Genomic DNA, 11257 nt, shown 5'->3' with positions numbered 1-11257 from the left:
TGTTGATTCATAAAGCCATCCTGACAGTGTTTTTAAGCTCTGTAATGGATGAGCAAGTGAAGTTATTATTATTTCATTTAAATCAAGGTGAAAGCGCCGCAAAAAATTGCTCACCGTAAATTTGACTTAAAAATATCACGAGAAGACTAAGCTTTATTGCAATGGTTTCCAACCCGCATGAGGGAAAAACAGAAAAAACTCAGGCGCATTCTGTTTATTAATGGCCCCAGTATATCCAGGGCCATTTTATTTAAAAAGAATACAGCGCGACGTTAGCGCACCGCTTTATCTGCTGTAAGGCCGGCGAAAGATTTTAGGTCATGCCCGGTTGGCGTTTGATGCACGCGCAGGCCGAAGGCTGGCAGCACGGCGTAAATATGGTCGAAGATATCTGACTGAATGCGTTCATATTCAAGCCAGACCGTCGTATTGGTAAAGGCATACACCTCCAGCGGCAGGCCGTCCGAACCCGGTGCCAGCTGGCGCACCATCAGCGTCATATTCTGATGAATATGCGGATGGCTTCGCAGCCAGGCTTCCAGCCAGGCGCGGAAGGTGCCGATATTGGTCAGGTGTCGTCCGTTCAGCGGCGTGGTGAGATCGCATGCCAGTTCAGCGTTGTGGCGAGAGATCTCTTCCTTTTTCTGCGTGATATAGGGCGTCAGCAGCTGCGCGCGCTGCAATGCCGCCAGCTCCTCTTCGCTGAGAAAATGAATGCTGGTGGTATCAATATTAAGGCTGCGCTTGATGCGACGTCCACCCGACTCCGACATGCCGCGCCAGTTTTTAAACGAGTCAGCGATCAGCGCGTAGGTGGGAATCGTGGTGATAGTATTATCCCAGTTGCGCACTTTTACCGTCGTCAGGCCAATATCGATTACCGCGCCGTCCGCGCCATATTTCGGCATATCCAGCCAGTCGTTGATTTTCAGCATATCGTTGGCAGAGAGCTGAATGCCTGCCACCAGACCCAGAATCGGATCTTTAAACACCAGCATCAGCACCGCCGTCATCGCACCCAGACCGGTAATCAACACCAGCGGCGATTTACCCAACAGCACCGAAATCATCATGATGGCGAACAGGATCGCCGCCACCAGCTTGATGCTCTGGAAAATGCCGCGCAGCGGCAGCTGGCGCGCCAGCGCGCTGTCGGCGGAAAGCTCCAGCAGAATATCCAGCAGCGAAAAGAGCATCAGCAGGGTGAACAGCATCATCCAGACCTGTGAGATAACCAGCAGCACCGCATACAGCGGCTCGCTGCTGTGCAGAAACAGGCTGGTCTGAATATTCAGCAGTACGCCCTGCAGCAGCAGCGCGAAGCGGTTAAACAGATGATTGTCGATTAACGATTTCGGCCACTGCTGGCTGGAGCCGTAGGCGCGGCGTCGCAGCATCGGCAGCACGGCGCGGTGCAGTATAAGATGGGCGATAATGGAAATCAGTAAAATTACCGCGACGACGGCGGCTAACGAAAGCGGGGTGGCGTAAGGCACGTCAAAATGACGCAGCCAGTAAAGGATCTGGTGTTGCATGATTTCTCCCTGAGATGTCGCTAATCCTGATAAGGCATAAAGCAGTGAAACGGGCGCGCCGTTCTAACGGCTTATCGCAGGGCAAGTCTATCAAAGCCCTGCGGAGAGGGATATCGTAAACTGACGGATCGTCGGGGGCTAAAGCTGCTGCTCAGCGGCGCGCGTCATCAGACGCGGATAGAACTGCCAGAACAGGGTTTCGAGCGCGGCGTAGTTGTCATGGAAATCGAGCCAGGAGTCGGCGAGCGCCGCCAGGCGCGGACGTCGCGCCGCCATGCCGCGCAGCACCTGTTGCAGATAATCGGCGTCGGCGTAGCGCTCCATCCAGCGTTCGCGCCACAGATAGCTATTAAGCCGCTGGAAGCCTTCGGGCGACTGCGACAGCATCGGTTCGATCTGCGCGCGCGCCTGCGCAAGGAACTGCGGCAGCGGCTGCGAGGGAGTTATTCGATCCCAGTGGCGCGACAGGAAATGATCCCAGACGACGTCCAGCGTAATCGGCGCGACGCGCCGCGTGACGTCGCGAAACAGACGCTTGGCGCTCAGCACCTCCGGCAGCGAGTCGGTCAGGGCGTCCAGTCGGCGGTGCAGGGCGATGCCGGCGGAGATATCCGCAGGCCAGTGCGGAAGCGGATCGCCGCGCACATAATCCGCCATCAGATTGCCTGGCAGTGAGCTGTCGGCCAGCGAGGCCAGATGAAGATGCGCAAGAAAGTTCATCCAGGCAGTATACGCTAACAGAATGGTTACCGGGTAACAGTTCAGAATTTGTCGCTTTTCCGCTAGACTATGCCGCCTGTTTGTTATCCGTAAGACATTTAGCATGCGCGTTGCCGATTTTTCTTTTGAATTACCTGAGTCGTTGATTGCCCACTATCCGCAGCCCCAGCGTAGCGGATGTCGGCTGCTGTCGCTGAATGGCCCCGATGGCGCCTTAAGCCACGGCGTGTTCACCGATGTGCTTGATAAGCTGAATCCCGGCGATTTGCTGGTATTTAACAACACCCGCGTTATTCCGGCCCGTGTTTACGGGCGCAAAGCCAGCGGCGGCAAGATCGAGATGCTGGTGGAGCGCATGCTGGATGACAAGCGCGTGCTGGCGCACGTGCGCGCCTCGAAAGCGCCGAAGCCGGGCGCGGCGCTGCTGTTCGGCGATGATGAAAGCGTACGCGCCACGATGGTGGCGCGGCATGACGCGCTGTTTGAAATCGTCTTTGACGATGAACGTAGCGTACTCGATATTCTGAACGCCATCGGCCATATGCCGCTGCCGCCCTATATCGATCGTCCTGACGAAGAGGCGGATCGCGAGCTCTATCAAACGGTCTACAGCCAGAAGCCGGGCGCGGTCGCCGCGCCCACCGCCGGTCTGCACTTCGACGAGCCGCTGCTGGCGGCGCTGCGTGAAAAAGGGATCGAGATGGCGTTTGTTACGCTGCACGTCGGCGCCGGCACGTTCCAGCCGGTGCGCGTCGACAGCATCGAAGATCACATCATGCACTCCGAATACGCGGAAGTGCCGCAGGAAGTGGTGGATGCGGTGCTGGCCTGTAAAGCGCGCGGCAATCGCGTGGTGGCCGTCGGCACGACCTCGGTGCGTTCGCTGGAAAGCGCGGCGCAGGCGGCGCAGGACGCCCTGATCGCGCCATTCTTCGACGATACCCAGATTTTTATCTATCCCGGCTATCACTATCAGGTGATCGATGCGCTGATCACCAATTTCCATCTGCCGGAATCGACGCTGATCATGCTGGTGTCCGCCTTCGCTGGCTATCGCCATACCATGAACGCCTATCGCGAGGCGGTGGCGCAGCAGTATCGCTTTTTCAGCTACGGCGATGCGATGTTCATTACCCGTAATCCTCAGGCACCGAATGAAAAAGTCGGCGTCTGATTAGCCGGCGCCGCAGCGGCGGCGCCGTCATATTAACTGTGCATCAGACTGTTTCTCTGGTGGAGGCAACGTGAAATTTGAACTTGATACAAAAGATGGCCGCGCGCGTCGTGGCCGTCTGGTTTTCGATCGCGGCGTAGTGGAAACGCCGGCCTTTATGCCGGTGGGCACCTACGGCACGGTAAAAGGCATGACGCCGGAAGAAGTCAAAGAGACCGGCGCGCAGATCCTGCTGGGCAACACTTTCCACCTCTGGCTGCGTCCGGGGCAGGAGATCATGAAGCTGCATGGCGACCTGCACGATTTCATGCAGTGGCACGGGCCGATTCTGACCGATTCCGGCGGCTTCCAGGTCTTCAGCCTGGGCGACATTCGCAAGATCACCGAGGCGGGCGTGCATTTCCGCAATCCGATTAACGGCGACGCGATCTTCCTCGATCCCGAAAAATCGATGGAGATCCAGTACGATCTCGGATCGGACATTGTGATGATCTTTGATGAGTGCACGCCATACCCGGCGGACTGGGACTATGCCAAACGCTCGATGGAGATGTCGCTGCGCTGGGCGAAACGCAGCCGCGATCACTTCGATAAGCTGGGCAATAAAAATGCGCTGTTCGGCATTATTCAGGGCAGCGTTTACGAAGATTTACGTGATGTCTCTGTCAAAGGGCTGGTGGAGATCGGCTTTGATGGTTACGCTGTGGGCGGCCTGGCGGTCGGCGAACCGAAAGAAGATATGCACCGTATTCTGGAGCATGTCTGCCCGCAGATCCCGGAAGATAAACCCCGTTATCTGATGGGCGTCGGCAAGCCGGAAGACCTGGTCGAAGGCGTGCGTCGCGGCATCGATATGTTCGACTGCGTAATGCCGACGCGCAATGCGCGCAACGGCCATCTGTTTGTCACGGACGGCGTGGTGAAAATCCGCAACGCCAAACATAAAGATGACACCTCGCCGCTGGACGCCGAGTGTGATTGCTACACCTGTCGCAATTACAGCCGCGCCTACTTGCACCATCTCGACCGTTGTAACGAAATATTGGGCGCGCGTTTGAATACCATTCATAACCTGCGTTACTACCAACGCGTGATGGCGGGTTTACGCAAGGCCATTGAAGAAGGTAAATTAGAGCGCTTCGTCAGTGACTTCTACACGCGGAAGGGTAAAGCGGTTCCGCCATTAAACGTTTGATAATTAAACAATGAGGGAAAGTTGATGAGTTTTTTCATTTCTGACGCAGTGGCAGCAGCTGGCGCACCGTCTCAGGGGAGCCCGTACTCTCTGGTGATTATGCTGGTAGTTTTTGGCCTGATTTTCTATTTCATGATCCTGCGTCCGCAGCAGAAGCGTGCGAAAGAGCATAAAAAGCTGATGGATTCCATCTCCAAAGGCGATGAGGTGTTGACCACCGGCGGTCTGGTAGGTCGCGTGACGAAAGTGGCGGACACCGGCTATATCGCTATTGCCCTGAACGATAACAATGAAGTGGTTATCAAACGTGATTTCGTGGCTGCCGTCCTGCCGAAAGGTACGATGAAGGCGCTGTAATTATTTGTTTTCCCTAAGGGAACTGCCGTGTTAAACCGTTATCCTTTGTGGAAATACATTATGCTGATCGTGGTGCTTGCCGTCGGTCTGCTGTATGCACTTCCTAACCTGTATGGAGAGGATCCGGCCGTTCAGATCACTGGCGCGCGCGGAAGCGCCGCCAGTGAGCAAACGCTGGACCAGATCCAAAATGTATTAAAACAAGAGCATATCCAGAGCAAATCCATTGCGCTGGAGCAGGGCGCCATTCTGGCGCGTTTCGCCAATACGGATGTACAGCTGCGCGCCCGTGAAGCGCTGATGAAGACGCTGGGCGAAGATTATGTCGTGGCGCTTAACCTCGCCCCGGCCACGCCTAAGTGGCTGGAAATGCTGGCGGCGCAGCCGATGAAGCTCGGCCTTGACCTGCGCGGCGGCGTTCACTTCCTGATGGAAGTCGATATGGACACCGCGCTCGGCAAGCTGCAGGAGCAGAATACCGACAGCCTGCGCAGCGACCTGCGCGATAAAGGCATTCCTTACACCAACGTGCGCAAGATTGATAACTACGGCGTGGAGATCCTGTTCCGCGACGCCGCCGCGCGCGACAACGCCGTCAGCTACCTGACGACCCGTCATCGCGACCTGGTGATCAACAGCCGCGGCGATAACGCGCTGCGCGCCGTCATGAGCGATGAGCGTCTGCGTGAAGCGCGCGAATATGCAGTTCAGCAGAACATCAACATCCTGCGTAACCGCGTCAACCAGCTGGGCGTCGCCGAGCCGCTGGTGCAGCGTCAGGGTTCCGACCGCATCGTGGTTGAACTGCCGGGCATTCAAGACACCGCGCGCGCGAAAGAGATTTTGGGCGCGACCGCGACGCTGGAATTCCGTCTGGTAAATACCATCGTTGACGCTAACGCCGCCGCCAAAGGCCGCGTGCCGGGCGATTCTGAAGTGAAGCAGACGCGCGAAGGGCAGCCGGTCGTGCTGTACAAACGCGTGATCCTGACCGGTGACCATATCACCGACTCCACCTCCAGCACTGACGAATACAATCAGCCGCAGGTTAACATCTCGCTCGACAGCGCGGGCGGCAACATGATGTCGACCTTCACCAAAGACAACATCGGCAAGCCGATGGCGACGCTGTTTGTCGAATATAAAGACAGCGGCAAAAAAGACGCCAACGGCCGTGCGATTCTGGTGAAACAGGAAGAAGTGATCAACGTGGCGAACATTCAGTCGCGTCTGGGCAACAGTTTCCGCATCACCGGCATCAATAACCCGAATGAAGCGCGCCAGCTTTCTCTGCTGCTGCGCGCCGGCGCGCTGATTGCGCCGATTCAGATTGTTGAAGAACGCACCATCGGTCCGACCATGGGTCAGCAGAACATTACGCAGGGGCTGGAAGCGTGCCTGTGGGGTCTGATCGCCTCCATCGTCTTTATGGTGGTTTACTATAAAAAGTTCGGCGTTATCGCCACCACCGCGCTGGTCGCCAACCTGGTCCTGATTGTCGGCATTATGTCGCTGCTGCCTGGCGCCACCCTGACGATGCCCGGCATCGCGGGGATTGTGCTGACACTGGCGGTCGCCGTCGATGCGAACGTGTTAATAAACGAGCGTATTAAAGAGGAGCTGAAGAATGGGCGCACCGTTCAGCAGGCGATTCATGAAGGCTATAAAGGCGCGTTCTCCAGTATCATTGACGCCAACGTCACCACGCTGATCACCGCCATTATTCTTTATGCGGTCGGCACCGGCTCCATTAAGGGCTTCGCCATCACCACCGCGATTGGCGTGGGCACCTCGATGTTCACGGCGATTGTCGGTACGCGTGCCATTGTTAACCTGTTGTATGGCGGCAAACGCATCAACAAGCTGTCTATCTGAGGAGTAGGTTGTGGCACAGCAATATAGTGTTGAACAATTAAACTATGGCCGTAAAGTCCATGACTTTATGCGCTGGGATACGCTGGCCTTTACCCTTTCGGGGTTGCTGCTGATCGCGTCGGTGATCATCATGGGCGTGCGCGGCTTCAACTGGGGGCTCGACTTCACCGGCGGCACCGTGATTGAGATTACGCTGGAGCAGCCGGCCGACCTCGATACGCTGCGCGGTTCGCTGGAAAAATCGGGCTTCGTCGAACCGCAGGTGCAGAACTTCGGCAGCAGTCGCGACGTGATGGTGCGTCTGTCGCCGAACGCCGGTAACGCGGGTCAGGAGCTGGGCAACAAGGTCGTCTCGGTAATTAACCAGGCGGCGGGTCAGAACGCCACCGTGAAGCGCATTGAGTTCGTCGGCCCCAGCGTCGGCAGCGATCTGGCGCAGGCGGGCGGCATGGCGCTGCTGGTGGCGCTGATCTCTATCCTGATTTACGTCGGCTTCCGTTTCGAGTGGCGTCTGGCGCTCGGCGCGGTACTGGCGCTGGCGCACGACGTGATCATCACGCTCGGCATCCTGTCGCTGTTTCATATCGAGATCGACTTAACCATCATCGCCTCGTTGATGTCGGTTATCGGCTACTCGCTGAACGACAGTATTGTGGTCTCCGACCGTATCCGCGAAAACTTCCGTAAGATCCGTCGCGGCACGCCGTATGAGATCGTCAACGTCTCGCTGACGCAGACGCTGAGTCGTACCATCATGACCTCGGCGACGACGCTGGTGGTGGTGCTGATGCTCTTCATCTTTGGCGGCGCGCTGCTGGAAGGCTTCTCGCTGACCATGCTGATCGGCGTTTCCATTGGTACTGTCTCTTCAATCTACGTAGCTTCGGCGCTGGCGCTGAAACTGGGTATGAAGCGAGAGCATATGCTGCAGCAGAAAGTGGAAAAAGAGGGTGCCGATCAGCCTTCGATTCTGCCGTAATCTCTACTCAGCCGTAATAAAAAGGCCGCGCAAGCGGCCTTTTTTATTGCGCCAGAGGCAAGGCATCGCCTCAGATTACGGCTGCGCAGAAGAAGCCGCCCCGTTTTGTTTGACAGCGGGCGCGCTGTTCGGCGCGGGCGTCAGCGGCTCGATGTCATGCACCCGCACGTAACCCAGCTGTTCCGGCGGCAGCCCGCTCAGGCGCAGCGGTACTGGCTGCTCGCTTTTCGGCAGCAGGGCATTGCGCACTTCAATGGTTTGCGACAGCGCGCCAGTGCTGAGCGGTTTGCCGGTGGCGGCGTCCAGCTCGCCCCATTCCACCTGCATCCGCAGGTTCTGCAGCGGCCTGTCGCCGGCGGCGCGCAGCGTAAGCAGGGCGCGCGTGCCGCTGGCTTCCGGCTCGATGCGCGTCAGCGACAGCATCAGCGGACCGGCGAGGCTTTGCAGCTCGACGCGGGTGCTGGCGGCAGGCAACAGCCAGGCGCCCTGGGTTGAGTGGCTGTTAAGCTGGTTTTGCAGCTCCAGCGCGCTGGCCTGACGCGTAAGCTGCGAAACCTGTTGGTTCAGCTGGCCAACTTCGCTATGCAGCGCCTGTGTGCTGGCGGACGGCGGCGCGGCGCAGCCGTTCAGCAGCGCGGCGCTCAGCAACGGCAGCAGGAAAAGCCCTTTTCTCATCTTCGTTCTCCTTTTAATGCGTTTACTCCCATAAGCTTAGGCGAAAGCGCGCAGGAGGGCGAAAAGGGCGGCAGGACGTGTCCGGACGCGCAGAAAAATGCGCTGACCACCCGCCGAGGCTTTGGTTGTCAGGGGCTTCAGGGTACACTAAGGTTTAATTTCGTGAAGAATCAGGATACGTCATGCATTGCCCATTCTGTTCCGCTGTGGATACCAAAGTGATTGATTCCCGTCTGGTCGGCGAAGGCACTTCAGTACGCCGTCGTCGTCAGTGCCTGGACTGTCATGAACGTTTTACCACCTTTGAAGTGGCGGAACTGGTAATGCCGCGCGTGATCAAAAGCAACGATGTTCGCGAACCCTTCAATGAAGATAAGCTGCGCAGCGGCATGGTGAAGGCGCTGGAGAAGCGTCCCGTGAGTTCAGACGCGGTTGAAAACGCCATCAGCCATATCAAAACGCAGCTGCGCGCCACCGGCGAGCGCGAAATCCCCAGTAAAATGATCGGCAACCTGGTGATGGACGAGTTGAAAAAGCTCGATAAGGTCGCCTATATACGCTTCGCCTCCGTTTACCGCAGCTTTGAAGATATTCGCGAATTCGGCGAAGAGATCGCCCGTTTACAGGATTAAGCCATGCGTGATGAAGAGTTTATGGCGCGCGCGCTGGAGCTTGCGCGGCGCGGTCGTTTTACGACGACGCCTAATCCCAACGTCGGCTGCGTGATCGTGCGCGACGGCGTTATCGTCGGCGAAGGGTGGCATCAGCGCGCCGGCGAACCGCACGCTGAGGTGCATGCGCTGCGCATGGCGGGCGACCGTGCGCGGGGCGCCACCGCCTACGTGACGCTGGAGCCATGCAGCCATCATGGACGCACGCCGCCCTGCTGCGACGCGCTGATCGCTGCCGGGATAAGCCGCGTGGTGGCGGCGATGCAGGACCCGAATCCTGAAGTGGCCGGCCGCGGTCTTTATCGCCTGCAACAGGCGGGCATCAACGTCAGCCACGGCATGATGATGGCGGAAGCGGAAGCGCTGAACCGCGGCTTTTTGAAACGGATGCGCACCGGCTTTCCCTTCGTGCAGCTAAAATTAGGCGCGTCGCTGGATGGCCGTACGGCGATGGCCAGCGGCGAGAGCCAGTGGATAACTTCGCCGCAGGCGCGACGTGACGTGCAGCGCCTGCGTGCGCAGAGTTCGGCGATCCTCAGCAGCAGCGCGACCGTGCTGGCGGACGACCCGGCGCTGACGGTGCGCTGGGACGAGCTGGGCGAACGGATTCAGGCGGACTATCCGCAGGAGAATTTACGCCAGCCGGTGCGGGTGGTGATCGACAGCCAGAACCGCGTGACGCCGCAGCATCGGTTGCTGCATCAGCCGGGCGAGACCTGGCTGGCGCGCCTTGAGGCCGATGAGAGCCAGCCGTGGCCGCCGATGGCGCGACAGCTGCGCGTGCCGGCGCGCGACGGCCGCGTTGATCTGGTGTCGCTGATGATGCTGCTGGGCAAGCAGCAGATTAACCACGTGTGGGTAGAGGCGGGCGCGCAGCTGGCGGGCGCACTGCTGACAGCAGGCGTGGTGGACGAGCTGATCGTTTATCTGGCGCCGAAATTATTGGGCGACGGCGCGCGCGGCCTGTGCGCGTTGCCGGGCCTGGCGCGTTTACAGGATGCGCCAGCCTTTCGCTTTAGCGAGGCAGTGCAGGTGGGTCCCGATCTGCGCCTGACGCTCCGACCGGTTTAGCGCCCTGCGGAAAAGCGGAAGCAGAGTGCGAAAGAGTATGATAGAATCCGCCCCCCTGCGGGGCCAATCAGAACCCTGAAAGGAAAACTATGAAAATTATCGAAGCTGCTGTTGCCACGCCAGAGGCGAAAGTCGCCATCATTATCGCGCGTTTCAACAACTTCATTAATGAGAGCCTGCTGGATGGCGCGATCGACGCACTGAAACGCATCGGTCAGGTGAAAGATGAAAATATCACCGTTATCTGGGTGCCGGGCGCCTATGAATTACCGATGACGGCGCGCGCCGTCGCCAATGCCGGCAAGCACGACGCGGTTATTGCCTTAGGCACCGTGATCCGTGGCGGCACCGCGCACTTCGAATATGTTGCCGGCGAAGCCAGCTCTGGCCTTGCCAGCGTCGCGATGAACAGCGACATTCCGGTCGCCTTCGGCGTCCTGACCACGGAAAATATCGAGCAGGCGATTGAACGCGCCGGCACGAAAGCGGGCAACAAAGGTGCGGAAGCCGCACTGACCGCGCTCGAAATGATTAACGTATTGAAAGCCATTAAAGCCTGATTTTTGTAAGGGGATTTTTGTGAAACCTGCTGCTCGTCGCCGCGCCCGTGAGTGTGCTGTCCAGGCGCTTTATTCCTGGCAGTTGTCCCATAATGACATTGCTGATATTGAATATCAGTTTCTCGCGGAACAGGATGTCAAAGACGTTGATATCAACTATTTCCGCGAGCTACTGGCTGGCGTTGCGACCAACAGCGCATACCTTGACGGTCTGATGAAGCCTTACCTGTCGCGCCAGCTGGAAGAGCTGGGACAGGTGGAAAAAGCTATCCTGCGCGTTTCTCTGTATGAACTGAGCAAGCGTAGCGATGTGCCCTATAAAGTGGCCATCAACGAAGGTATTGAGCTGGCAAAAGTATTTGGCGCTGAAGACAGCCATAAGTTTGTTAACGGCGTGCTGGACAAAGCCGCTCCGCAAATCCGCCCCAACAAGAAATAATCTATC

The 11257-nt window shown here is 57.9% G+C and carries 12 protein-coding genes; 9 read left to right on the top strand and 3 right to left on the bottom strand.

All coding sequences use genetic code 11. The annotated features are described in order from the left end of the window. Nucleotides 1-272: 272 nt before the first annotated feature. Both MYY08_RS16440 and MYY08_RS16435 read right to left on the bottom strand, forming a co-directional pair. Nucleotides 273-1535, bottom strand: coding sequence for a mechanosensitive ion channel family protein (locus MYY08_RS16440; protein WP_288014961.1), 1263 nt, complete (start codon nt 1533-1535; stop codon nt 273-275). Nucleotides 1536-1673: 138 nt separating this feature from the next. Further along, entirely contained in the window at nt 1674-2255 is a 582-nt protein-coding gene (locus tag MYY08_RS16435; RefSeq protein WP_288014959.1) for an ACP phosphodiesterase, read from the bottom strand. Nucleotides 2256-2358: 103 nt separating this feature from the next. On the opposite strand from MYY08_RS16435, the gene queA reads away from it, so the two are divergent. From queA to secF, 5 genes are all read left to right on the top strand, one after another. Further along, nucleotides 2359-3429 carry a tRNA preQ1(34) S-adenosylmethionine ribosyltransferase-isomerase QueA gene (gene queA, locus MYY08_RS16430; RefSeq protein ID WP_038627648.1) on the top strand — a complete coding sequence of 357 codons (1071 nt, stop codon included), beginning with the start codon at nt 2359-2361 and terminating at the stop codon, nt 3427-3429. A gap of 70 nt (nt 3430-3499) precedes the next feature. Beyond that, nucleotides 3500-4624 carry a tRNA guanosine(34) transglycosylase Tgt gene (gene tgt / locus MYY08_RS16425; protein WP_038627646.1) on the top strand — a complete coding sequence of 375 codons (1125 nt, stop codon included), beginning with the start codon at nt 3500-3502 and terminating at the stop codon, nt 4622-4624. Nucleotides 4625-4648: 24 nt separating this feature from the next. Beyond that, nucleotides 4649-4981 (top strand): preprotein translocase subunit YajC, encoded by a 333-nt coding sequence (gene yajC, locus MYY08_RS16420; protein WP_038627644.1) that lies wholly within the window; start codon nt 4649-4651, stop codon nt 4979-4981. 27 nt (nt 4982-5008) lie between these two features. Then, nucleotides 5009-6856: a protein translocase subunit SecD gene (gene secD, locus MYY08_RS16415; RefSeq protein ID WP_071883699.1), complete on the top strand. Its 1848-nt coding sequence runs from the start codon at nt 5009-5011 to the stop codon at nt 6854-6856. 10 nt (nt 6857-6866) lie between these two features. Then, nucleotides 6867-7835 carry a protein translocase subunit SecF gene (gene secF, locus MYY08_RS16410; protein ID WP_038627642.1) on the top strand — a complete coding sequence of 323 codons (969 nt, stop codon included), beginning with the start codon at nt 6867-6869 and terminating at the stop codon, nt 7833-7835. A 75-nt stretch (nt 7836-7910) separates the two neighbouring features. Here the strand turns inward: secF and MYY08_RS16405 are convergent, their stop codons facing one another. Further along, nucleotides 7911-8510 (bottom strand): DUF3251 domain-containing protein, encoded by a 600-nt coding sequence (locus MYY08_RS16405; protein WP_052133930.1) that lies wholly within the window; start codon nt 8508-8510, stop codon nt 7911-7913. Between the two features lie 182 nt (nt 8511-8692). Here MYY08_RS16405 and nrdR point away from each other — a divergent pair, with 182 nt between their 5' ends. From nrdR to nusB, 4 genes are all read left to right on the top strand, one after another. Next, complete coding sequence (gene nrdR / locus MYY08_RS16400) at nt 8693-9142, top strand: transcriptional regulator NrdR (protein WP_038627640.1); 450 nt, start codon at nt 8693-8695, stop codon at nt 9140-9142. 3 nt (nt 9143-9145) lie between these two features. Continuing rightward, entirely contained in the window at nt 9146-10252 is a 1107-nt protein-coding gene (gene ribD / locus MYY08_RS16395) for a bifunctional diaminohydroxyphosphoribosylaminopyrimidine deaminase/5-amino-6-(5-phosphoribosylamino)uracil reductase RibD (protein ID WP_038627638.1), read from the top strand. An 89-nt stretch (nt 10253-10341) separates the two neighbouring features. Continuing rightward, entirely contained in the window at nt 10342-10812 is a 471-nt protein-coding gene (gene ribH, locus MYY08_RS16390; protein ID WP_038627637.1) for a 6,7-dimethyl-8-ribityllumazine synthase, read from the top strand. 19 nt (nt 10813-10831) lie between these two features. Continuing rightward, nucleotides 10832-11251 (top strand): transcription antitermination factor NusB, encoded by a 420-nt coding sequence (gene nusB / locus MYY08_RS16385; RefSeq protein WP_038627635.1) that lies wholly within the window; start codon nt 10832-10834, stop codon nt 11249-11251. Nucleotides 11252-11257: the final 6 nt, after the last annotated feature.

It is taken from the genome of Mixta sp. (assembly GCF_024610815.1).
Taxonomy (GTDB): Bacteria; Pseudomonadota; Gammaproteobacteria; order Enterobacterales; family Enterobacteriaceae; genus Mixta; species Mixta calida.
This window is presented reverse-complemented; position numbering and strand designations above follow the sequence as displayed.

What these genes read in the sequence shown, in the direction of transcription:
- nrdR (WP_038627640.1), top strand. Translation starts at nt 8,693, where the DNA reads ATGCATTGCCCATTCTGTTCCGCTGTGGATACCAAAGTGATTGATTCC.
- ribD (WP_038627638.1), top strand. Translation starts at nt 9,146, where the DNA reads ATGCGTGATGAAGAGTTTATGGCGCGCGCGCTGGAGCTTGCGCGGCGC.
- ribH (WP_038627637.1), top strand. Translation starts at nt 10,342, where the DNA reads ATGAAAATTATCGAAGCTGCTGTTGCCACGCCAGAGGCGAAAGTCGCC.
- MYY08_RS16435 (WP_288014959.1), bottom strand. Translation starts at nt 2,255, where the DNA reads ATGAACTTTCTTGCGCATCTTCATCTGGCCTCGCTGGCCGACAGCTCA.
- queA (WP_038627648.1), top strand. Translation starts at nt 2,359, where the DNA reads ATGCGCGTTGCCGATTTTTCTTTTGAATTACCTGAGTCGTTGATTGCC.
- yajC (WP_038627644.1), top strand. Translation starts at nt 4,649, where the DNA reads ATGAGTTTTTTCATTTCTGACGCAGTGGCAGCAGCTGGCGCACCGTCT.
- MYY08_RS16440 (WP_288014961.1), bottom strand. Translation starts at nt 1,535, where the DNA reads ATGCAACACCAGATCCTTTACTGGCTGCGTCATTTTGACGTGCCTTAC.
- MYY08_RS16405 (WP_052133930.1), bottom strand. Translation starts at nt 8,510, where the DNA reads ATGAGAAAAGGGCTTTTCCTGCTGCCGTTGCTGAGCGCCGCGCTGCTG.